Here is a 24,302-nt window from a genome sequence, read left to right as displayed (position 1 = left end):
CGTGCTATGGAAACAATACAATTTCTCACAAACGGATTTATTGAAGCTCTTCAGTGGCATAACCTGGTATTCGCCTTCGTCGGTGTTCTAATCGGGACAACAGTCGGCGTTCTTCCGGGCATCGGTCCGATGAGCGGCGTAGCTCTTCTCATACCGGTAACAGCCACCTTGACATCAGGTCTGGATCCGGAATCAGCCGCGGCGAGCTCTATTATTTTGCTTGCAGGTGTCTATTACGGTGCAATGTACGGGGGATCCACAACATCCATTCTATTGAATACGCCAGGTGAATCGTCTTCTGTTGTTACGGCGTTAGACGGCTATCAAATGGCACGGCAAGGTCGCGCCGGCGCAGCTTTATCCATTTCCGCAATCGGTTCCTTTGTAGCAGGACTGGTGTCATTGATTGGTCTAGTTCTTTTGGCGCAGCCGTTATCGGCCATCGCCATCTCCTTCGGACCAGCCGAGTACTTCTCTCTGATGATTTTAGGACTTTGCGCAGTAAGCGGTCTGGCGGGAAAATCGATGACTAAAGCGCTAATTATGACAGTGGTTGGCTTATTGTTGGCAACCATCGGAATGGATAACGTATCAGGAGTTGCCAGATTCACATACGATCTGCCAGTCTTATATTCCGGCTTGGAATTTTTGACGGTTGCGGTAGGGTTATTCGCACTTGGTGAAGTGTTTAAAACCATTTTAGAAAAAGATGAAGTTGGCGGAGAAATCGCAAAAATTGGACGGGTTTTGCCGACAAAGCAAGACTTGCAAAGAAGCACAGGACCAATCATTCGCGGCTCGCTTCTTGGATTTTTTATCGGCATTTTACCTGGAGCAGGAGCGACACTGGCTTCGTTCTTTTCCTATATTGCCGAAAAGAAACTCAGCAAACAGCCTGGCAAGTTTGGGCAAGGTGCGATTGAAGGAGTCGCAGCTCCGGAGTCAGCAAACAACGGAGCGTCCGGCGGCGCGATGATTCCGCTCCTGACGCTTGGCATCCCGGGTTCCGGCACAACCGCCATTTTGATGGGCGCTTTAATCATGTATAACGTACAGCCGGGCCCTCTTTTATTCAATGATCATCCACAAGTTGCATGGGGACTCATCGCTAGCATGTTTATCGGTAACGTAATGCTCCTCATTTTAAATATGCCGCTTGTAAAGATATTTGCGAAAATTATTGAAACACCGGTGAAATACTTACTCCCACTCATTATAGCAATTTCAATTTTCGGGGTATACGCGGTGCAATTTACTACTTTCGATTTATTTCTCCTTATTGCCTGCGGTGTCGCTGGTTATTTTCTAACTAAAAACGATTTCCCGGTTGCTCCGCTCGTGCTTGGTCTTGTACTCGGCCCTATGATTGAAAACAATATGCGCCGGGCCCTAACAACGTCGAACGGTGACTACAGCATTTTCCTACAAAAGCCGGTTTCTCTTATTTTTTTGCTGACTGCAGTCATGTGGATGGTCATTCCGCTCATTTTAAAAATGCGAGGAAGAAGCGTCATTATCAACGAAGAAGCTTAACAGAAAAGGAGCAGACAATTTGTATAGTCTGCTCCTTCTTTATATGATACACATCTTCTCCATTTTTTGAATACCACAGCATGTTTAGCAACAATCACAATAACTAAAAGGACAATTTGCTCTTTATAGACCGTAATGAAGGCGGGGGGACAAAGAAAAAACAGGAGCATTCAGTGTCTTATTTACCCTAAATCCCCCCACTCCTTTTTTAATTTTCAAATTTTCACAATGACCATTGACACCATTCCCCTAGATAGCTAGAATGTTAACTAATCAATTTACGAACAATATACAATCCACTCGTATAATATTGGAGATATGGTCCAAAAGTTTCTACCAAACCGCCGTAAATGGTTTGACTACGAGGAGGATGGAGTTTCCCTACCCTTTTTCGTAGGTGAAGCGCCTCTTTTCTCCTTCTCTATGTCAAACCTTAGGTACCTAAGGTTTTTTATTTTGCATGAAGGAGACGAGAAAAATGACAACAAGAAAAGAGCAATTAAAAAAACACATTATGGCGGCGGGTAAGCAAACACCTGCAGATGTTGTAATTAAAAATGGACGCATTATTGATGTATTTAACCTTGAGATTATTGAAGGCGACGTAGCAATTTCAGATGGGATGTTCGTTGGCATTGGAGAATTTGAAGGCAAGCAAATTATTGACGCAAAAGGTCGCTATGTTTGTCCCGCTTTCATTGATGGTCACGTTCATATTGAATCTTCTATGATCAGTCCCGCCGAGTTCGCAAAGGTCGTTCTGCCGCACGGGGTGACCACTGTAATTACAGACCCACATGAAATCGCAAACGTATCTGGCGCCGAAGGAATTCAATACATGCTTGAAAACGCAGAGGACATTCCACTGGATGTACGTGTTATGCTTCCTTCTTGTGTACCTGCGACTCCTTTTGAAAATGCAGGCGCAGAGCTACATGCCGCTGATTTAGAACCGTTCTTCCAGCACAAACGTGTTCATGGTTTAGCTGAAGTGATGGATTATCCGTCTGTCTTGCACGCAGAGAACAGTATGCTTGATAAAATCACAACTACATTAACACATAGAAACCAAATTGATGGTCATCTGGCCGGACTCGACACAAACGCTATAAATGTCTATAAATCCGCAGGCATTACCACCGATCATGAATGTACGACAGCTTCTGAGGCGTTAGATCGAATCAGACGTGGTATGTACGTATTGATTCGTGAAGGCTCTGTCGCAAAGGATTTACAGTCTCTTATACAAGCTGTAACGATTCATAATGCACGTCGCTTTCTGTTCTGCACAGATGATAAACATTTGGATGACTTAATCAAAGAAGGGAGTATTGACCACAACGTGCGTTTAGCAATTCAATACGGCATCTCTCCGCTGCTTGCTATTCAAATGGCTTCTTTGAATGCGGCAGAGTGCTATGGCTTGCATACAAAAGGAGCCATAGCACCGGGATTTGAGGGAGATTTCCTATTGCTTGATGACCTGGAGTCAGTTATCATCTCAGAGGTATTTAGGGGCGGAACACTTGTCGGAAAAAACGGTATGTACGTTGGCGAAGAATTGTGCAAGAATCAACCGCTGCCGCAGCTGACAGAAACCGTTCATATTCCCGAACTTACAGAAAAAGACTTGCAAATTCCAATTGGAGAGTCCAAGCAAGCTCATATAATCGGCATCATTCCAAACCAGTTAAGAACATACAAGCTCATTGAAAACGTGCAGGTGAAGGACGGATATTTTTGCCCTTCTGTGGAAGCGGACCAACTTAAAATGATAGTCGTAGAACGACATAAACATACAGGTAATATTGGGAAGGGCATTGTAAAAGGATTTAGACTAAAAGAAGGAGCCATCGCCACAACAATTGCACATGACTCTCACAACATTGTTGCGACAGGGACCAATGATTACGACATGCAAGTTGCTGTTCGCGCTCTCAAGCAACTAAAAGGTGGTCTTGTGATTGTAAAAAATGGAGCAATCCTACAGGCTCTACCATTGCCGATTGCTGGATTAATGTCTGAAAAGGATTTTCATACTGTAAACACAGAACTTAGCATGTTGAAAAAAACATTACCTCAAATTGGTTTTACAGGCAACTTCAATCCATTTCTAACACTTTCGTTCCTAACACTGCCTGTAATCCCTGCCTTAAAGCTGACAGACACAGGATTGTTTGATGTTGAGCAATTTATGCATATTGAGGTTGCAGTTCAAGCACCTCCCTTGCACCAAAACATCATAGATTCCTATATACATGGAGATACACATGTATAAGAACAAAAGTGGAATAATATAAACGATTTCATATTGCGTACAAAAAGGCAGACTTTACAAAAAGTCTGCCCTTTCATATACATGTATTCACTGAGAATACTTGCATACCTTATAAAGACTTTCTCTACTTTATTATTTTATTTGGTAGTATGGTACAAGCAATCTTTATCAAGTATTCATAAACTATTTTAAATACTTGATAAAGGAGAGCTGTAATGAACGCCCCATACGCGATTACTATTCTCGGAAGTGGTGGAGGGGTCGCTAAGTCCGTACTATCTATTCTGAATCAATCAATCGTAGATAAGCAAGATCCCTTACATCAGATCCTTTTGCACACTACATTCTATTTAATTGATATGAATCAAAAACCGATAGATTATTATGCTCAGTTATTCCCAAACTTAAAAGACAAGCTTACCCTTCTAGAATTTGATTTAAAAGATAACAGTACGTTTCATAAACATTTAGAAACAACACATACAAAAGTTGTAATAGATGTGTCATGGGCCGATACCATTGAAATGCTTGCATGCTGTAATGCATTAGGAGTTTATTACGTCAATACAGCCTTAGAAAATACTCTGGTTGATGAAGACAGCAGCTTATACGGTTTTCCACTCACAGAACGCTATGGCCGATTTGAAAATAGAAAAAAAGACTTTACAAACACGAAAGCGATTATAAGTTCCGGTATGAATCCAGGAGTCGTGCAGTGGATGGCACTTAAATTAATAGAAGATAATCCTGAAGAGAAACCCTTAGCCTGCTATATTGTAGAACATGACACATCCTTTTTTGCCGACAAGAAAATGATTGAATCTGAAACCATATATACATCATGGTCGGTAGAATGCTTTCTCGATGAAGCCATTTTAAGTTACCCTATGTTCGTTAAGCATCATCTGCCGCTTTACTTGTATGAAGAAGTGTACGAGTCAGAGTATAAAGTAAAACTAGGAAAGAGAGAGTTTTATGGCTGTCTGATGCCTCATGAGGAAGTTCTAACACTAGGAAAATTATATGATATGGAAATAGGATTCATATACCGTGTGAACGAGCACACTACTGAATTAATTCGAAATAATCTTAGTGATACGGATAAACTCTGGGACTGGAAGCAACAAGTGATTGACCCTTCTGAAGGGGAGGTAGAGGGTGAGGATCTTGTCGGCGTGCTGCTTGTATATGAAAATCTCGAAAGATACATGTATAATTCAATGAAGAGCAGTGAAATTTTTCAAACATATAAAACCAATGCAACTTATTTTCAAGTCGCTTGTGGCATATATGCAGGATTGAGTAGCTTGCTTTTGGATGCAATTCCAACTGGTGTGTACTATGTCGACGAACTGCTATCTCATACAAAAAGCAAATACGGAAAATATATAACCTACTATATGAGCGAATTCGTAATTGGTCAAAATAATCATTCTAATGGTTTGCTACATCAGAGAATGAGAAGACTAAAGCACAATGAGTAGGTGGGATATGAATGTCGGTAGATGTTCGTAGAAATCTCACACTTCAAGCGTTAGCTAAGCGGAAATCGTTCAAATGCTTGTAGCCTAAAAATGAAGACGGAAATGCATCGTTTGCATTTCCGTCTTTTTAATAATATTTATCCTTCCATACGTAACCAAATTTCCATCTCTTCCTCTAGCTCCTGACTCAATGCATCCTTTTGTTCGTATAACTCGCTTAGTTTCTCGTATCCTACATCTGGACTTGTCATAGCTACATCTAACGCTTTCATTTTCCCTTCTAGCTCTTCAATTCTTTTCAGCACTTTTGCCTTTACCATTTCGTCTTTTTTATTATCAGCAACAATACTTGGCTTGGCTGTCTTCACACTCTTTTTTACTGGTTCTTCAACTTGCTTCGCTTTAACACTTTTATAATAATCGTAATTACCCATATAGCTTTTAAACGCATACTCCTCAATTGCTACGATACGCTCACCAATTTTATTCATAAAGTAGCGGTCGTGTGAGATAAAGAAGATTGTACCGTCAAAGTCCTCAAGCGCTTCCTCTAGGGTTTCAATAGATTGAATATCAAGATGATTTGTCGGTTCGTCAAGGATAAGCAAATTAACATCCTGATATAATAACATGCCTAATTTCAAGCGAATTCGCTCTCCACCTGACAACTGCTTCACTTTTTTAAAGACACTCTTTTTGTAAAACATAAACTTTGCTAAATACTCGCGCGCTTTCCCCTCTGGCAGCGAGATATTTTCTCTAAAGCATTCTAATACGGTCATTTCTTCATCATGAAACGTAATGTGCTGCGGTAAATATGCTACCATGACATTCGCACCTAATTGCACAATGCCACTGTCCGGTGCTGCCTCACCAAACAGCATTTTTAAAAAGGTCGTTTTTCCGCTGCCGTTTGCACCAATGAGACCCACTCTTTCTCCATAGCGAACCATGAGATCAGCATTTTTAAAGATTATGCGATTGCCATAGCTTTTAGATAACCCTTCTGCCTTAATGGTTTCATTGCCAGAGCGCTGCGCTGCCTTTACATCCAGCCTCATGTTCCGTCTTTCAAAAATTGGTTTGTCGATGCGCTCCATTTTTGTGAGCTTCTTTTGAATGCTTGCCGCTCTTTTAAAGAACTTATTATTATCAGCGCGCATCGCCCAGTCGCGCAATTCCGTTACAGTCTTCTCCATGGAATTGATTTTCTTTTGCTGTTCGCGGAAATGCTCATATTGAATGCGCATATTTTCTTCCTTTTGTGCTACAAAGGAAGAATAATTACCTTTATAAGAGATTGACTCCATATCTTCGATTTCAACAATTTTGGTTACAACATGATCGAGAAAATACCGATCATGAGACACAATGATAATTATCCCTTTATAGTTCTTTAAGTAGCCCTCTAGCCACTCAACAGCTTCCATATCCAGATGGTTTGTCGGCTCATCAAGCAGTAAAATATCTGGATTGTGAATGAGCAGCTTACCTAGCACTACCGTTGTTTTTTCGCCTCCGCTTAATAAATCGAAATCTTTGTTTAAAAACTCCTGGCTAAACTTAAGCCCCGTACAAACCTTACCTAGCTTTTCTTCTATCTCATAACCGCCCTTTGCCTCATATTGCTGTACAAGATTACTGTACTTGTGCAGCACCTTCTCTAAAGCCTCACCTTCAAGGGTTTGCATCTGTACTTCCAGGTTGCGCATCTCCTGCTCGATACTGTGCACCTCTTCAAAGGCCCTATTTAATACGTCAATCACTTTTAAGCCGGTTGGATAAGACGGTGATTGCTCCAAATATGCAATTGTTGCTCCCCTTGGTCTGTGAATAAGACCTTCATCATAGCCTGGGCTTGACGTCTGTGGATAACCCGGATAATAATGCATAGGTTCAATCCCTGCAATCAATTTTAAGATCGTACTCTTACCGCTGCCGTTTGCTCCTACAATTCCTACCTTGTCACCCTCATATACCTCAAAGCTCACATCTTTAATAACAAGTGTAGCATCCATATACTTTTTAATGCCCTGCACTAACAATTCAAACATATAATTCCCTTCTTTCCTCCGTAATAAAAAGTTACACTTTTTATGGACAGGACAAAGAAGAACCTCATTACTATTTAGTTTTCATACAAGCTCTGTTAAAGTTTGTTATTGATTTTTGTTACGGGTGTTCGCTTTTCCCGCAAGAGTCTTTCCCCTTCACTCCCATCAACAAGTGCAAACGATTAACATTGGACTTTAACACAGCCATCATATAAAAAGACCGTAAGAGAAGATAGTCCTCCTACGGTCTAAAATGGTCAATGAATATAATTTATCCGCATATAAGTACGGTTAACAAGCATAGTACTTCTGCACATAGCTCAATAAGCATACACCTGTTATAAATTATCATTCCGATTTTAGTAAGTAAGTTACCTTCTAATTTGCCGTCATTCCATAAAGAGCATAACAAATAAACCTAACCAAAATAGGCATTTTGCGACTCGTTACAAAACTCGTATTAATTTTTAAAAATTAATACTGGCAATTAGTTGGTTCCATACACTTACTTCCTCCCTTCGGAATTTTCTTTATTGTCTCATTTTTTATATTATTTGTAAATAGGTCATCTGTGAATTTGGAATAAATTTCTTATATGAGTCATAAGAGCTATACGCCTTCTCAACATATCGAGAAGAGCTTAGTCCAATAAGACAAATAAGTGGTGGGTAAAGTTATGGAGTTTAGATTACATGGCAACATATAACTGATTTCCGCCATTTTTCTTAGCTAAGTACAAAGCGGTGTCAGCAGACTTTTTCAGGAGATCTACACTAGAACCATGCAATGGATAGTATGCCACGCCTGCACTAATAGATACTTCAACTTTTTCCATTTCTATCTCGATAGGATGTTGTTGATAATATACCTTCAACCTTTGATATGCTTCTTTGATATGTTCTTTTTCGTGGTTCCTAATAATGAGCATAAATTCATCACCTGCATATCTATATCCATCGATACAATCACAGTTGATACTTTGGATACCTTTTGCCAATACTTTCAGGTACAAATCGCCAATATCATGACCATATGTATCGTTTACTTTTTTTAAGTTATCAGAATCAATCATAACAATAGCAATTCCTTTTGTTGGTTCTTCCATATAACGTGATAGATCTTCATGAAAAGCACGATGGTTTTTGAGACCTGTTAGTTCATCTGTTTGAGACATTGTATAAATCTTCTTGTACAACCTCGCTGTTTCAATAGAGCTGAACACCTGCATACCAATAATTTGTAGCAGCTCCTCATGCTCTTTACGATATGCATAATTAGCGTAACTTTGCGCAGAGATAACTCCCTTTATTTCATCGTTAATAATGATGGGTACGAAAATACCTGATCTCGTTTCGTTCTCACCAAATGAAGCGTCTCCTTCTTCCGGTTCTGTTATCTCCTGTAAATGGACAATCTTTCTTGCTCGTATTACATTAGATGTATAGTTTTCTCCGAATTCAGTAACATCTCTAGGATAACGTTTGTCATTATCCATTAACAAAGGAAAATGAATAAATGCATCTCCTTCATTATATAAAGCAATATAAAAAGAATCTGTTGGCATAACTTGTGAAACCATTTCATAAGCTTTTTGCATCAAGTCATCTTCACTTAGTGTCTTTGTACACGTTTGCGCAAATTCATGCAGAATTCTATAGTGCTTAACAAGCCAACGCATATTGTCCATTTGCTCCGCTATGTTTTGTACTTGAGAAGATATCACATTTAAAGTCTCTTTTACTGCATCATTTTTAATGGCATGTACAGCTTCCTTGGTTACATGTTCTACTACATACATATTTTCAGGTCGACTTAAACTTTCAATCCAGGAACTGACTATTTGTAGCGTATCCAAATCCCCTCTTACATCTGTCATAAATACCACCCATAATCAACCAATTTTAACTTAATCATAATTCAAAAATTTAAATAATTCAATTAATAGTTGTTTTATTTCTCCTATATTTTAGCTTTAATTATTATGATTATACTTTTTTACCTATCCTCTCATATTAGGAAATCGCTTACACAAATATAGTAACTTGTCATGTTAAAATCAGCATCTTAATCTTATATCTCTTTTACTTCTTTGTTCACTAACATTTCTATTTGATAAACACTTATACCTACAAACTATATCAATATACCAAATTATTTTGGAAATATATATGAAATACCAAAAAAACAGAAAACATTCTTTGCTGGCCATTATCTGTCTATCCATAATAAAAAGCAGGCAATATAACACCTATGAAGTGTCTGTTATATGGCCTGCCTTTACCTATTCATACGGTAATAATAATTTTTCCTTGCGCATGTCCTTGTTCAAAATAAGTGAATGCTTCTGCAATTTTATCCAAAGGGTAACACCTCTCAATAACAGGCTTAATTTGTCCCTCTTCTAAAAAGCCTTTTATGACCTCTAAATCCTCCCTACTGGGTTTGTGTAAGAAGCTGGTAACTTTCTTTTTGCCGCCAATTGAAAGCAATGGCCCTATTGTTATTACTTTTAATAATTGCATACCTGAGCCACCAATACATACAAAAACACCACGATCATGTAAGGCACGCCGATATATGGAAAGGGGCTGTGAACCATTCACCCCTAATATGACATCATATTTATGAAGGTGCTGTTTTATATCTTCTTTCTTATAGTCAATAATATGTTCTATGCTAAAAGACTGCAAAATAGCTACGTTTCGCGTACTACATACCGCGGTTACCTCTCCCCCTAATGCTCTAGCAATTTGTGCCGCGAATGTTCCAACACCACCCGAAGCTCCGTATATCAGTATTTTTTGTCCTTCTCGTATATTTGCTTTGTCGCGCAAAGCTTGTAAAGCCGTTACGGCTGCCATTGGTGTGGCTGCGGCTTCCTCGAAAGATATATTGATAGGTTTATGTACAACAGCCGTTTCTGGTGCACACACATATTCTGCAAATCCGCCCCATCCGCAACCTGACAAATCTCCGAACACCTCATCACCAATTTTAAATTGTGTAACCCTGGGGCCAACTGCTTCTACAATGCCGGCGATATCTCCACCTGGAATTGCGTACTTAGGTTTTTGCAATCCATAGACGAAGCGAACCGGAAATGGCTTTCCTCTCAAAAGAGCCACGTTTCCATAATTCAATGATGCAGCATAAATTTTAATACATACTTGATTATCTTTAGGAACTGGCTTTTCCATCTCTTCTACTCTAAGTATCTCAGCAGAACCATACTTACTGCAGACGATTGCTTTCATGCTCATATCCCTCCCGGATAATTGTGCTCATGTACTTATTCGTTCTGTTACAACATATGCACCTTCATCTATCCGCAAGACTAACATTACTCTCAAACGAAAGCTGTAACTACAACTGACCGTATTGTTACCTCACTTTTATAATTCTTTATATTTTGATTTTATATTTGTCGAACTCTATTATAAAAAAACCTTGAATAACGACAAAAAAAGACGCTTTTCACCATTGAGATATTTATTTCAGCAAATTATAATTTTAAATAATCAGAAAATTTTTATAATAGGGGGTTCGTAATGAAAAAGAAGCTAATTGCTGGCGCTTTAACAACCGCATTAAGTACTGCCGCTTTTATGGGAAGTTTAGGGATTGGACATGCACAAGCAGTGGAAAAGGACTATCTTGTTGTTTTCAAATCTGAAGAAAGCCTGCCCTCCAACTATTTAGACGTTGTGAAAAAATCTGGAGGAAAAATTACCAAAACATTACCGAAGCTAGGAGCAGTCGAAGTAAGCTCAGACAATCCAAACTTCTTGTCAGAGATTCAAAAAAGCTCTTCTGTTTTAAACGCTGGGGCTGAAAATACAGTACATCGTGAAGCGCCTGCAAGCGTGGAATTGCTACAAGATACTTTCACTTCGAGCGCTAAAAATGACCTTTATAATACATACCAATGGGATATTAAGCAGGTTACAAAGAACGGTGAGTCCTGGAAACTCGACGGTGGAAGTGGCAAACCTTCTGATGGTAAGAATATTGTTGTAGCTGTAATTGATACGGGTATCGACTATACGCACCCCGACATTAAAGATAACTATGCGTACGGAAAATCCTTTGTGCCTGGTATTACAAGCCCAATGGATGAGGACGGACACGGTACACACGTTGCCGGATCTATTGCTGGTAACGGACGCGTATTGGGAATTGGCCCTGAGCTAAAGGTAGCCGCATACCGAGTATTCGGTCCTGAAGGCGGTGCGGCTACAGTTGATATCGCTGATGCGTTAATGACAGCTGCAGACGATAATGTGGATGTTGTCAATATGTCTCTTGGTGGATACGATTGGTTCCAAAACCCTGAGTACGCAACAAAGGATGTCGTAGCTGATGTGCGCCTCTTCAATCGTGCCATTCAATATGCGATTAAAAAAGGGGTAACAGTTGTTGGCTCTGCAGGTAATGCAGGTGTGGATATTTCAAGCCCTGGTAAGCTTTCTGGAGATGATAAGGGTGCTACACATAGAAGTCCAAGCAGTCAATCACTCATTCGTGTGTCTGCTGGCGGTGCTGAAGGAAACTTAACGTACTACTCCAACTATGGTGTTGGTAAAATTGACGTAATCGCACCGGGTGGTGACTATGGTACAGCTTGGTTAGCTACGGGCGATAAATCTTTGCGCGATCGTAATAAGCTATGTCTCTCTACTGTTCCAGGTGGATACGCATTCTACGCAGGTACTTCCATGGCTGCCCCTAAAACAGCTGGTCTTGCTGGCGTCATTATAGCCAAACATGGTAAAGACGTGTTAACACCATCTCAGGTGAAGCATATTATTCAAAACTCTGCGGATGACTGGTTCAAACAAGGCTATGATGGCGAATCAGGCTTTGGCGCAATCAATGCGGTAAATGCACTAAAATAACTTTCATTATGTATAAAGAAAAAGACCTGTTTTTACAATAGCTGCCAAAGCAGGTCCTTTTCTATGTATCTTTTTGTTGTCATACTTTTTAGCAAACTAGCTACTTTTTATCACTTGGAAATACGATTCCTACCTGTTTTCGCACTTCATCCATAATCTCCATTACAGCTAATGAATGTGCATATGAGTTTGTCGTAGATTCTAGCTTACCGCTTTTGATAAGATTGATAAATTCTTGTGTCTCGTAAGACATCGTGTGACAAACTTGATATTGTGTAATATCCTCGACAGAGCCGCTTCGATAATGGATCTCTACCTTTTCAGGTGTATGAATCTTATCAATAATAATGCTCCCCTTTTCTCCTTGTATTTCTGAAGGGGCATGAGAATCGGTTATTTTTGAATACATGATAACCGCCTCTTTATCTTCATATTGAAGCAAAATACTGCCTTCCCCATCAATGCCTGATTCAAGCAGCAATCCATTCCCCTGTACCCGTAAAGGCTTTCCAAACAGTACTACAAGCGGATAAATACAATACACGCCAATATCCATCAGCGCACCATTTGAAAAGATAGGATTGAACGCATTAAGAATTGTGCCTTTTTTGTAGGCATCATAACGAGAAGAATATTTACAGTAACTTGCTACATACCTGCGCACTGTTCCAATCTTATGAAGATGTTCTTGAACGGTTTGAAAATTAGGTAATAACGTAGACTTTAATGCCTCCATCAACAATACCTGATTATCCTTAGCCGCTTGAATCATCTTTGTGAGCTCATCAGCATTGGAAGCAATCGGCTTCTCACATAACACATGCTTGCCATGGTTCATGAAGATGAGCGCCTGTTCAGCATGAAATGAATTAGGACTAGCAATATATATCGCATCGATTTCTTCACTTGTTGCCATGCTTTCTAAATCCGTAAAGGTTGTTTCCACACCGTATTTTTCCGCAAATTCTTTTGCACGTTCGCTCGTTCGAGAATAAACGGCGGTTACTATAAAATCTTCCACGTACCTCGACTCTTCTATAAATCTCTCTGTAATTACATTTGTTCCAATTACACCGAATCTCACCATATCCCTTTTTCTCCCTTTCATCCATCACTTATTTGCATGCAGCCCTTGCACAAGACTAAACATATTGAACTACCCACCACTTAACGTCCTTGCGGACTGTTTGAAGTGGGGGATTCCTACGAACACCAAAGTAGCCTTTGGTTATCTTAGTAGGCTAACCCCGCAGTTCCTGCGGTTAGAAGTCTTATAGCTTCATTTTTAAGATTTTGTCCTGCGTTAATATCTCTGTCGTGATGTGTACCACAAGAAGGGCAATTCCATTCACGAAGGTTTAGATTCTTAACGTCTTTGTTTTGATAACCACAACAAGAACAAAGCTGACTGGAAGCAAATGTTTTAGACACAGCAATGACTTGTTTGCCATACCATTTTGCTTTGTATTCGAGCATCTCTCTGAATTGCGACCATGACACCTCAGTAATTGATTTCGCCAATTTACGGTTCTTGACCATGTTAGACACTTGCAAGTCCTCAATTCCTACAACATCGTGGTTTTTGATGATATGAGTTGAGATTTTCTGCAAGTAGTCTGTTCTGGCATTTACTATCTTTTCATGTATGCGAGCCACTTTCTTTTTCTGTTTTTGATAGTTCTTTGCTTCTTCTAATTTACATTTTCGTTTCATAGCTAGTTGTTGTCGCCTAGACAAGACACGTTGCGCATCAGCCAACTTCTTTTCCAACGAACGGAAGAATTTAGGATTTTCAAATACTTCGCCATTTGAGAGGATAGCAAAGCTCTTTAATCCTAAATCTACGCCAATAGTGAAATCCGTTTTAGGTAACTTTTCAACTTCTGTTTCAACTAGAATGGATACAAAATATTTACCACTTGGATTCCTTCTAACAGTAGCACTTAGGATTCGACCATGCACTTCACGACTTTTTGCAAAACGAACAAGACCAAGCTTTGGAAGTTTTATTTCATTTCCTACAATGGCAATATTCCCATTCGTGTGCTTCGTTGTATAGGACTGTACTTTGTTCTTTTTAGACTTGAAGCGGGGTGCATCATTTTGCTTCTTGAAAAAGCGGTCAAACGCATCTGCAAGATTTCTTACAGAGGATTGAACGGCGATACTATCAACTTCTTTTAACCAAACAAATTCTTTCTTAAGCTTTGGGAGTTCAGCGGAACATATTCCATATGCTAAGCCCTTTCCTGTTTCCTTGTATGCATTGTTCCATTTAGAAAGGAAATGATTAAATACAAATCGAGAACAGCCAATTGTTTTATTGATTAGCACTTCTTGTTTTTTGTTTGGATATAAGCGAAATTTATAAGCTTTATTTACTAGCATTGATTATCACCTCCTTATATGTTATCATATACGTAAACACGTATATACACAAGGAGAATGGTTAAATGGCTAGAAAAAAATTCACTACTACGTTAGACGAAACCATTATTCAGCAACTTAAAATCCAAGCCGTCAAAGAAGGAACAGACGCAAGTAAGATTATTGAAAAGTTAATTGATGAATATCTCAAAAAACAAGCTTAGGCTGAAGCCTACCGACATTCATCTCCCGCCTACTCACTTGCCTGTCGCCCTTCACGTTCCTTGAGGTGGGAGTCTTCTGTCGGAAAATGATAAAAAGCAGCATAAAAGCTAGTAAATTTATGGCGAAATTCAACAATATACTTTAAAATTTTATCTATATATGGTTCTCAAGCATTTTACATTTCACTTATGGAGGTTGTTGCTATATATCTCTTAATAAAAGCTTCGTATGCTCTTTCTATCAAATTACATCTTTTATTTTCTGAAATTTTAAAATAAAAAGAGGCTGATGAACATTGACAACACAGTTAAAAGAAAACACTATTTTTAATCATGTTGGAAATAAACTATATACCGATGATAGAGAAATTAACATTATTGCCAAATTAGAAGAGCCGCTCGTTGTTGTGTTAGGAAATGTATTAAGCGATGAAGAATGTGATGAACTGATTCAACTGTCAAAAGACAAGATGGAGCGCTCTAAAATTGGATCTGTACGTGAAGTTAACGACTTAAGAACTAGTAGCAGTACATTTTTACCTGAAGATGAAAGCGATGTCATTCATAGAGTGGAAAAAAGAATCTCGCAAATTATGGGCGTTCCCGTTGAGCATGGAGAAGGACTTCAAATCCTAAATTATAAAGTCGGACAAGAATACAAAGCGCACTTTGATTTCTTTGCATCAGCAAAGAATCCAAGAATTAGTACACTTGTGATGTATTTGAATGATGTAGAAAGCGGTGGTGAAACATACTTCCCTCACCTTAAACTTTCAGTATCTCCGCAAAAAGGAATGGCTGTTTATTTTGAATACTTCTATGAAGATCAAGCTCTAAACGAATTAACCTTACATGGCGGCGCACCGGTCATCGTTGGTGATAAGTGGGCAGCCACACAGTGGATGCGCAGACAGCAATTTCGCTAATAGCAGCATATAGACGTTACAAATAACAACAAGCAAAGACTAATAAAAAGGCAGTTACTAGGTTCCTAGTAACTGCCTTTGCTTCATGTATGCTTATAACAAAGCTTCAATACCTGTCGTTGCTTCAAAACGATGTAGTACATTACCGTTTCGATCTAAAAGAAATTTAGTAAAGTTCCACTTGATTGAATTGCCATACATATAGTGTGGAACCTTTTCATTGATGATAGAAACTAAGAGTTTTGAAACAGGATAAGACATGGTGAACTACCCGCCACCTTCGCTACGCTTAGAGGTGGGGGTTTTCGCCTACTTTAGATGAATTCATAATAACATGAATGCTACGTCTAACAGGGAACTATACTGTCATCTTCCAGCTTGATAATGCCAGCCACTTTTCCATCTCTTTATATTCTGGCATAATACTTCCAACAAGGCGCCAAAAGGAGCGGTCATGATTGAGATGAACCATATGACACATTTCGTGCACAACTACATAATCAATGACCCGAGGAGGTGCCATTGCTAGCCGCCAGTTAAAGGTGAGCTGTAATCTAGCATCACATGTGCCCCATGTGGTTTTATCATCAGAAATTCGAATAGAGCGGGGTTTGGTTTTAAAGTGTCTTTGATGATTCTGAACACTTTTTGTCACTAACGCTTTACATTGCTGATAATAAAATCGTTTCAACGCCTGCTTAATCCGCTCCTCGGCAGCCTGCTTTACGTAAATATGTAGCACTTGATTTTTAAACACTACATGGTCTTGTTCAATACTGCTTTCTTGAGAAATCTGAATAGGATACGCTTGACCTAAATAGAGAAACTTTTCCCCATACTCGTACGTTTTTTCCTGTGGTCCCTCCAGCCGGTTTTTCATCTCCTGTGAGGTTTGTTTGATCCACTCCCACTTTTCTTCAATTACATGTAGAATTGCTTCCTGTCGTATTCCTTTTGGCGCACGTACCTCAATATGACCGAACACGTCAACATATACACCGATTGACTTGCGTTTTTTGTATTGTACGGTAAAATCAATGGTCTCTCCTTGATAAGTATGTATCATGATTCACCTCACAAAATAAGAGCAGGGATGCCTGCTCTCATCATACACCTCTATATTTGACTGCTAGTCCCTTTAAGAAATTGCGCGCGAATTTATCGCCGCACTCTTTATAGTTTTTATGCCCTTTCTTGCGTAGCAATGCACCTAGCTCTCCCTTCGACACCGTGATGCCGACACTGTCCCATATATCCAGCATATCCTCAGTCGTCAGAGACAACGCAATCTTCACCTTTTTTAGCAGCATATTATTCACACTTTCCTTTTCAGGCTGCGGTGCAGGTTGTCCGGGCTTCAGATCTTGTTTACCTCTTTTAAAGGTAATGAAACCATTTAAAAAGGACTCTAGCATCTTATCGTTACACTTAATGATGTCTTCATCGTTCTCAATTTCATCATAATAATCATCTTTTACCTTTGTAAGAATTTTTGGTAGCTCTTCTCTTGTTACAGATACGCCCCCAAGCTTAAATATTTCTATCATATCCTTGTCCTTGATATCTAAGGCATATCGTAAACGAATTAATATATCGTTGTTAGTCATGCTCATTGCTGAAACCTCCTGAAATATAAAACTTGCTCTAAATTAATACTGTATCATATTTTGCTCGAAAACAAGGGAAACTTTCATTATTCAGCCGAAAAAGACTTGGACTAATTTAGTCCTGTAGAAACACTGTTCTTCCTAATTCTTTGTCGAAACAAATATAATTTGGTTGAAATCCGATGAAAAATAACCCACATTCTAAAAAATAAATAACAATTGAATTAGTCTGATTTTTATAAATAATTAGAATAGTTACCTATAAAGGTAAAAGCATATTTCATAAGGAGCGTTAGAGATTGTAGCATTACATCTTTTCCATGCAACTATATGAAACTATGAAAAGCTAATATGAGTAACCTCTAAAAACAGACACAGGGTAGGAGGGGAAGGTATGAAAAAGAGATTAAAAAGAACGAAGGCTGTCGGTATTGCTTTATCCGCTGCTATGTTGCTGTCTCCAACAATCCATTCGGAGGCACAATCTTTAGTACAAGATACGAACACTCAACAGGAACAACTCAATATTGAAGATACAAACGCTGACCAGATAGCACCCGTTTATTCCATTGCTAATGGTGAAAGCCGCACTATTACTTTGCTGACAGGTGATGTCATAACTGTGACAGGCGTAGGAGAAGGAAAGATTACAATTGATGTAAAACCTGCTGATGGTATAGAGGACCGGACACGAATTATAACGATTGACAAAGAAACCTTTGTTTTTCCTGAAAAAGCAATGCCTTACATTGCGGCAGGACAGCTAGATTATGATTTATTCAATATTACAAAATTGCTGGAGTATCAGTATGATGATACAAGTCAAACAGACATTCCTGTTATCGTAGAGTACAAAGAAACAAAGGTGCGTTCCTTTGCAGCTGCAATGACACCCGCCGCTCCTGAAGGCTCCAAACGCACAAAGGTGCTAGAAAGTATACACGGAGCTGCTGTTAGTGCAGATAAAAAGCACGTCTCTAAGTTCTGGAAAGCGATTACCCCTGATTTAGATGAAAAGGAACTCAAAGAACAAGCAACATCTGTTCAACTTGACGCAGGCATTGAAAAGATCTGGCTGGATGAAAAGGTAGAAGCAACTCTTAGTAAAAGTGTGCCGCAAGTAGGCGCACCACAAGCCTGGCAATTAGGCTATGACGGAAAAGGAACAGCTGTAGCTGTGCTGGATACAGGGATTGACGCTAGTCATCCGGATATTGCTCCTCAGTTAGATGAAGCTGTCAGCTTCGTTCCTGGTGAAGATGTAAAGGATTACAACTCTCACGGTACCCATGTCGCTTCCACTGTACTCGGAACCGGAGCAGCTTCAGGTGGACAAAACAAGGGTGTGGCACCAGGAGCACGTCTTTTAGTGGGGAAAGTGCTCAGCAACGGTGGGAGTGGCCTAAGCTCATGGATTATTGATGGTATGGAATGGGCCTCAGATAAAGCCAAAATCGTCAACATGAGCATTAGTACACAAGCAGCAAGCGACGGAACAGATCCAATGGCACAGGCGGTAAACCGCTTGAGTGCTGAAAAAGGAACACTGTTTGTGGTAGCGGCCGGCAATAACGGAAAAGAAATGTCAGTCGGGTCACCTGGTGCGGCAGACGCCGCTCTGACTATTGGCGCAGTTTCAAAAACAGACCGCTTGGCGTCATTTTCATCACAAGGTCCTCGCCTAGGTGATTCTGCTCTAAAACCAGACTTATCAGCGCCAGGGGTAGCTATTTCCGCTGCTCGTTCTCAATATGCTTCAGGAAGCGGTGCTTACGCTATGAAGGACGGAACTTCAATGGCAACACCTCATGTCGCAGGAGCTGCTGCCATTGTCGCACAAAAGCATCCAGAATGGACGGGAGAACAAATTAAACAAGCTTTGATGAGTTCGACAAAGCAGTTACCAGGCTTACAACCGTATCAAATTGGTACAGGTCGTCTTGATATTCCTGCGGCGCTTGATGATATTTCTGCTACTGGCTCCTTATCCTTTGGATTCTTTGATTGGCCGCATGAAGAAACAGCACCAATTGAACGCACTGTGACTTACCAAAATGACAGTGATTCTGCAATTGTTCTCGATTTGCTCCCTGTATTTACAGATGCGAAAGGTCAACCAGCACCAGAAGGTATGTTGAAGCTGTCAGCTAACAAAGTAACTGTACCTGCAAAAGGAAGCGCATCTATTACAGTGTCTTTGGATGTACAAAAAGGTGCTCTAGGCACCAAGTATCAAGGGCAACTATCCGCGAATCAAAATGGAAAAACAGTAGCGCATACCGCAATGGGCATGATGAAGGAAGAAGAGCGCTATACTCTCGACCTACGCGCTTTGGATCGGGACGGTTCGCCTAACATTGCCTATACACTTGTATACAACCTGGAAACCGGAGAACCTAAAATCGTGACCGTAGCCGGTTCAACACAACTGCGCTTACCAAAAGGTACTTATTCTATCACCTCATTGATGGATGTAGATATGAAAACAGATCATATGGGCGTTGCTTTTGTCGGTGACCCAGAATTCGAACTCACACAAGATGCAAAGCTAGACCTCGATGGACAAGCAGCACGTGAAATTCAGGTTCAAACACCAAAGAAAGCAGAAGCTACTTCTATGAGGATTGAATACACACGTGTAGCAGGCGGAAAAGGTACAGGAGATATGTGGCAGCTACCGATTACAGCCGATAAAATGTATGCCATGCCTGCTGATAAAGTTGAAAATGGAAGCTTTGAAGTCGCAATGCGTTGGCGCATGATTAAGCCGATGTTATCAATTACACTTCAAGACAAAGAATTGGACGTTCTCCCACAGCTGGGAAGCGTGAATCTAACAGGAAATTATGCATTACCTGTGGTATATGCAGGAAAAGGTGCAGTTTCAGATTATAATAATTTAGACGCCCAAGGAAAAATGGTCATTGTAGAGCGCAGTGATGAGGTTACAGCTAGTCAACGAGCGCAAGCCGCAAGAAATGCTGGTGCAAAACTATTGATTACAGTTAATGATAAACCACAGGAGTTAGCGGAAATCTATACAACTACGTCAGGTGAAGCACCTTTGGCAATTGCATCTATCAGTGGTACTGAAGGTGCTGTGTTAGTTAAAGCTGCACGTACTGGGCATTTAACACTTGATGTAAAAGCAACAGCAAACACACCATACTTATACGACTTGGTCAAAGCTTATACAGATGAAGTTCCAAACGGGGAAGGTGCCCTTTTATATGCACCAAAACCAAATGAATTGACCAGGTTAGACAGCAAATATTATTCAGATCGACCTGTAACTGGAACGGAATGGCGTTTCGATTTCCGTCCGTATCGCTCCGTAGATCGCAAACTTGCATGGTTCCCGCTGTCAGCACCTTTTGAGCGTGAAGAATGGGTATCTGCAATAGAGGGATCGACATGGTACCAAAAAGCCCAAATCACAGATCAAGGTAGTGAGTATTGGGAAATGAGAGGCAAGACGGATGTTTCGTATCAAGCAGGTGAAAAATTAGCAAACAATTGGTTTAAACCTGTTGTAGCACCAGCATTTGGTCCAGGATTCATCTCACCATATCGTATTACAGACATGTTATATTTGAATACAAAAGCTTGGGGGGACTCCGAGGAAGGTCATGCAGGCTTTTTCAGCGGACAAACCACGCAATCTAAGTTATATAAAGAAGGAACACTAATTGCGCAGACAAATAGTGATGCCTTAATCTCATACTCTAGTTTAATTTCGAAAGAACGCAAACAGTATACGCTTGTTTCAGATTCAGAGCGCAACTCAGGTCGCTGGAACACCTCCACTAAAACACATACAGAGTGGACATTTTGGTCGGAATATACAAAGGAAAAAGAAGTTATTCCTATGCTGAACTTACGATATGATGTTGATACGGACTTGGCTGGCAATGTTCCTGCTGGAAGTGTAATTGATTTGACACTATCTGCATCCCACGTTGCTAATGCCAAAGGAGCAGGCAACATCGAGGATGTAACATTGGAAGTTTCTTTTGATGAAGGACAAACATGGCAGCCAACAAAGCTGACGCGTCAGCAATCTAAATGGGTAACTCGTATTAAAAACCCGAGTCAGCCTGGTGGCTCTGTATCTCTTCGTGCAAGTGCACAAGATGATGCAGGCAACAGCATCAAGCAAGACATCATAAAGGCATACAGATTAAGATAATAGGTTGTCTTTAACGAAAGAGAAGCGCCGGAAATACAGGCGCTTCTCTTTCTTACTTTATATAGGCATGACTTCAAGACGATATAAGTTTCCCTTTTCATATATTGTGGTACGAAAATAAAAGGCAACTGAGTAAAGTGAATATTTTTCCAGCCGATTTTCATAAGATTCCGGTCAGTTTGTTGTATATATCAGCTACTTTTTCCGTATTCCGGTCACCACCAAACAAAAGTAGCCCTCTCATTTGAGAGGACTAGCTTATCTCTTCTTTATAAACGCTTCAATCTCCGTCACTGTTGGCAACGCACTAATTCCGCCTTTTTGCGTTGTTGTCAATGCCCCACTCGCATTCGCAAAAGCAAGCAATTCGTCGGCATACTGCTCCACAAACTGTGTCAGATTTGTTGTCTCTACATTCTGCTCCAGCAGCTTAAACAAAAAGCCACCGATAAAAGCATCACCCGCGCCGGTCGTGTCGGCGACCTGAACCTGATAGCCCGGACCAAAGTGCTCAAACTGTTTAGTAATAATCGTCGCTCCCGTACCTCCTTGTGTGTAGACAACCACTTCCACTTCACCTCGAAACAGAGAACGCAACGCTTCTGGCTCTTCTTCAATGCCTGTAATAAACGTAAGCTCTTCATCGGATATCTTTACAATGTTTGCAAGCGGTAAAAATTCTAAAATCGCCCCCCGACAAGCTTCTTCGCTTTCCCAAAGCGGCAGGCGCACGTTCGGGTCAAAACTGATGATGCCTTGCTTTGCTTTTACAAGCTCAATTGCTCGTTTATGAGCAGCTTTCATTGGCGATTCCACCAAATCAACCGAGCAAAAGTGCAAATAATCTCCTGTTCCAAAGCTTTCTTCATCAAGCTCGTCCGCCTCTAGAAGTAAGTCGGCGGAAGGATTGCGGTAGAAGGTGAACTGTCTTTCGCCCTCACTACTTAATGCGACAAAAGCAAGTCCTGTGTTCGCCTGATCCGTACGTAAAATATGTGAGGTATCTACGCCAAGATTGGCTACTGTTTCAATGAGAAAATCACCAAATGCATCTTTTCCGAGCTTTGTGATGAGCCTAGAGGGTGCACCATATTTGGCCACGGCTGCCGCTACATTTGCCGGCGCGCCACCCGGTGCTTTTTCGAAAGAGATCACATCCTTTAATGCTGTACCTTTTTCTTGTGGGATAAAATCGATTAACATTTCTCCAATTGCATGCAGTTTTTTCATCATATCACCCTTATATTGAAATGCCGTCTTTCATCGTATGTTTTGTAAATGTATACGCCGTTGTACCGTTGCTGAATACATTAATCCCTTTTGCGTCTTCCTTAGGAAACACGCGTGTTGTAAAGACAATCTCCCCATCATTAATAAAGATTTCGGCAATGCTGCGGTCGACAAATATGTGTACCTTTACACCGCCGGAAAGGTTCACCGCTTCACTTCTTACAAATCCGTATTCACCACCAAACGCATGTTCAAATTGCTCACGGTTTACTGTAACAACCTGTGCGTCTTTATCAAACGTTACAACAAGACGTTCTTCCGCTGAGGCAAACAGCTCGACACCAAACTTCGTTGCATCGCTAGGCTCAAAATGAAGTTCAAATTCGTATGATGTATCTTCATTGACAACTGCTTCATATCCCTGCACCTTCCCCTGGCCGGACATATGCTGCCTGCGCAGTAACTCCATTTGCTTTGCTGGTCTTTGCAGGAGCTTGCCGTTTTCAATACTTAATTCACGCGGTATGCTTAAGCAGTGCGCCCAGCTTTCTGAATCTGTGGGATACGCCACCTCTCCGCTCCCTGCCCAGGCAAACAACATACGCTTGCCGTTCTCATCTTCAAACGTTTGGGGTGCATAAAAATCAAAGCCCTTGTCCAATTCTTGATAAAATTCTACTTCAAATCGCATCTGTTTCATATCAAGTGAACCCACCGCCACTACAACATTGTATACATTATGATACGAATGACCAGCAGGAGCAATGCCCTGCGGTGAGAAAATAAATACATCTTTACCATCAAGCTCAAAGTAGTCCGGGCACTCCCACATATAACCCTGCAGGTCGATTGCTACATCTAACTCACCTTTAAATGTCCATTGCAGCGCATCTATCGACTCATATACTACAATTGCACCAGTAAGATCCTCTCTTTGTGCACCTAAAAGCATATAATATGTGTCGTCCTTACGAAATACCTTCGGATCGCGAACATGACCGGTATAGCCCTTTGGTGTACCAGCTATAACTGGGTTCTGCTCGTACTTTTTGATATGACCACTTTCGTCCATAATCGCTAAGCATTGATTAGCCGATCGCTCAATCGGTCCGTATTTCAAGTTGCCTGTGTAATATAAGTACAGCTTGCCTTCCACTTCAATAGAAGCACCGGAATATGCACCATGTGACTCATAATCCTCAAGTGGAACAAGTGCAACCGGCATACGCTCCCAGTTCACAAGATCCTTCGACTTCACATGCGCCCAGTGCTTCATACCGTGCATTGCCTCGAACGGATACCATTGATAAAACACATGATACTCTCCTTTATAAAACGCCAAACCGTTCGGATCGTTCATCAGCCCAAATTGCGGATGAATATGAAAGCGCGGCTTCCATATAGAATGAAGCGACTTATCTCTAAGTGCCTCTAACTCTCCTTCACCAGCTTCTACTATTGTTCTGTACTTTGGCTCTCTATATCGATTCATATGCACGTTCCTTTCTTATTTGT

The 24,302-nt window shown here is 40.5% G+C and carries 16 protein-coding genes and 1 riboswitch; of the genes, 7 read left to right on the top strand and 9 right to left on the bottom strand.

Annotated elements, in window-relative coordinates; genetic code table 11:
- Nucleotides 1-6: 6 nt before the first annotated feature.
- The 3 genes from MUG87_RS14800 (at nucleotide 7) to MUG87_RS14790 (ending at nucleotide 5,295) form a co-directional block, all read left to right on the top strand.
- Nucleotides 7-1,533, top strand: a complete 1,527-nt coding sequence (locus tag MUG87_RS14800; protein ID WP_247083165.1) for a tripartite tricarboxylate transporter permease — start codon at nucleotides 7-9, stop codon at nucleotides 1,531-1,533.
- A gap of 280 nt (nucleotides 1,534-1,813) precedes the next feature.
- A riboswitch (purine riboswitch) is annotated at nucleotides 1,814-1,915 on the top strand.
- A 96-nt stretch (nucleotides 1,916-2,011) separates the two neighbouring features.
- Nucleotides 2,012-3,811 (top strand): adenine deaminase, encoded by a 1,800-nt coding sequence (gene ade, locus MUG87_RS14795; protein ID WP_247083163.1) that lies wholly within the window; start codon nucleotides 2,012-2,014, stop codon nucleotides 3,809-3,811.
- Between the two features lie 215 nt (nucleotides 3,812-4,026).
- Nucleotides 4,027-5,295 carry an S-adenosylmethionine decarboxylase related protein gene (locus MUG87_RS14790; protein ID WP_247083161.1) on the top strand — a complete coding sequence of 423 codons (1,269 nt, stop codon included), beginning with the start codon at nucleotides 4,027-4,029 and terminating at the stop codon, nucleotides 5,293-5,295.
- A 137-nt stretch (nucleotides 5,296-5,432) separates the two neighbouring features.
- On the opposite strand, the gene abc-f is transcribed toward MUG87_RS14790, so the two are convergent.
- From abc-f to MUG87_RS14775, 3 genes are all read right to left on the bottom strand, one after another.
- Nucleotides 5,433-7,349: a ribosomal protection-like ABC-F family protein gene (gene abc-f, locus MUG87_RS14785; RefSeq protein WP_247083159.1), complete on the bottom strand. Its 1,917-nt coding sequence runs from the start codon at nucleotides 7,347-7,349 to the stop codon at nucleotides 5,433-5,435.
- 688 nt (nucleotides 7,350-8,037) lie between these two features.
- Nucleotides 8,038-9,225: a sensor domain-containing diguanylate cyclase gene (locus MUG87_RS14780; protein WP_247083157.1), complete on the bottom strand. Its 1,188-nt coding sequence runs from the start codon at nucleotides 9,223-9,225 to the stop codon at nucleotides 8,038-8,040.
- A gap of 409 nt (nucleotides 9,226-9,634) precedes the next feature.
- Nucleotides 9,635-10,603 (bottom strand): NAD(P)-dependent alcohol dehydrogenase, encoded by a 969-nt coding sequence (locus MUG87_RS14775; RefSeq protein WP_247083155.1) that lies wholly within the window; start codon nucleotides 10,601-10,603, stop codon nucleotides 9,635-9,637.
- A 294-nt stretch (nucleotides 10,604-10,897) separates the two neighbouring features.
- Here MUG87_RS14775 and MUG87_RS14770 point away from each other — a divergent pair, with 294 nt between their 5' ends.
- The gene (locus tag MUG87_RS14770) at nucleotides 10,898-12,244 is read left to right on the top strand and encodes a S8 family serine peptidase (protein ID WP_247083152.1); all 1,347 of its coding nucleotides are present in this window, start codon (nucleotides 10,898-10,900) and stop codon (nucleotides 12,242-12,244) included.
- A gap of 100 nt (nucleotides 12,245-12,344) precedes the next feature.
- Here MUG87_RS14770 and MUG87_RS14765 read toward each other — a convergent pair whose 3' ends face one another.
- Complete coding sequence (locus MUG87_RS14765) at nucleotides 12,345-13,331, bottom strand: Gfo/Idh/MocA family protein (protein ID WP_247083150.1); 987 nt, start codon at nucleotides 13,329-13,331, stop codon at nucleotides 12,345-12,347.
- 146 nt (nucleotides 13,332-13,477) lie between these two features.
- Nucleotides 13,478-14,632, bottom strand: coding sequence for an IS200/IS605 family element RNA-guided endonuclease TnpB (gene tnpB, locus MUG87_RS14760; RefSeq protein ID WP_247083148.1), 1,155 nt, complete (start codon nucleotides 14,630-14,632; stop codon nucleotides 13,478-13,480).
- A 65-nt stretch (nucleotides 14,633-14,697) separates the two neighbouring features.
- On the opposite strand from tnpB, the gene MUG87_RS14755 reads away from it, so the two are divergent.
- Both MUG87_RS14755 and MUG87_RS14750 read left to right on the top strand, forming a co-directional pair.
- The gene (locus tag MUG87_RS14755; protein WP_247083146.1) at nucleotides 14,698-14,835 is read left to right on the top strand and encodes a hypothetical protein; all 138 of its coding nucleotides are present in this window, start codon (nucleotides 14,698-14,700) and stop codon (nucleotides 14,833-14,835) included.
- Nucleotides 14,836-15,131: 296 nt separating this feature from the next.
- Nucleotides 15,132-15,761: a 2OG-Fe(II) oxygenase gene (locus tag MUG87_RS14750; RefSeq protein WP_247083144.1), complete on the top strand. Its 630-nt coding sequence runs from the start codon at nucleotides 15,132-15,134 to the stop codon at nucleotides 15,759-15,761.
- 358 nt (nucleotides 15,762-16,119) lie between these two features.
- Here the strand turns inward: MUG87_RS14750 and MUG87_RS14745 are convergent, their stop codons facing one another.
- Both MUG87_RS14745 and MUG87_RS14740 read right to left on the bottom strand, forming a co-directional pair.
- Nucleotides 16,120-16,827, bottom strand: a complete 708-nt coding sequence (locus tag MUG87_RS14745; protein ID WP_247083142.1) for a M48 family metallopeptidase — start codon at nucleotides 16,825-16,827, stop codon at nucleotides 16,120-16,122.
- Between the two features lie 40 nt (nucleotides 16,828-16,867).
- Entirely contained in the window at nucleotides 16,868-17,374 is a 507-nt protein-coding gene (locus MUG87_RS14740) for a YehS family protein (RefSeq protein ID WP_247083140.1), read from the bottom strand.
- A gap of 388 nt (nucleotides 17,375-17,762) precedes the next feature.
- On the opposite strand from MUG87_RS14740, the gene MUG87_RS14735 reads away from it, so the two are divergent.
- The gene (locus MUG87_RS14735; RefSeq protein WP_247083138.1) at nucleotides 17,763-21,557 is read left to right on the top strand and encodes a S8 family serine peptidase; all 3,795 of its coding nucleotides are present in this window, start codon (nucleotides 17,763-17,765) and stop codon (nucleotides 21,555-21,557) included.
- 258 nt (nucleotides 21,558-21,815) lie between these two features.
- Here the strand turns inward: MUG87_RS14735 and MUG87_RS14730 are convergent, their stop codons facing one another.
- Nucleotides 21,816-22,787 carry a carbohydrate kinase family protein gene (locus MUG87_RS14730; protein WP_247087704.1) on the bottom strand — a complete coding sequence of 324 codons (972 nt, stop codon included), beginning with the start codon at nucleotides 22,785-22,787 and terminating at the stop codon, nucleotides 21,816-21,818.
- A 10-nt stretch (nucleotides 22,788-22,797) separates the two neighbouring features.
- Nucleotides 22,798-24,279, bottom strand: coding sequence for a glycoside hydrolase family 32 protein (locus tag MUG87_RS14725; protein WP_247083136.1), 1,482 nt, complete (start codon nucleotides 24,277-24,279; stop codon nucleotides 22,798-22,800).
- Between the last annotated feature and the right edge of the window lie 23 nt (nucleotides 24,280-24,302).

Source organism: Ectobacillus sp. JY-23, assembly GCF_023022965.1.
Taxonomy (GTDB): Bacteria; Bacillota; Bacilli; order Bacillales; family Bacillaceae_G; genus Ectobacillus.
This window is presented reverse-complemented; position numbering and strand designations above follow the sequence as displayed.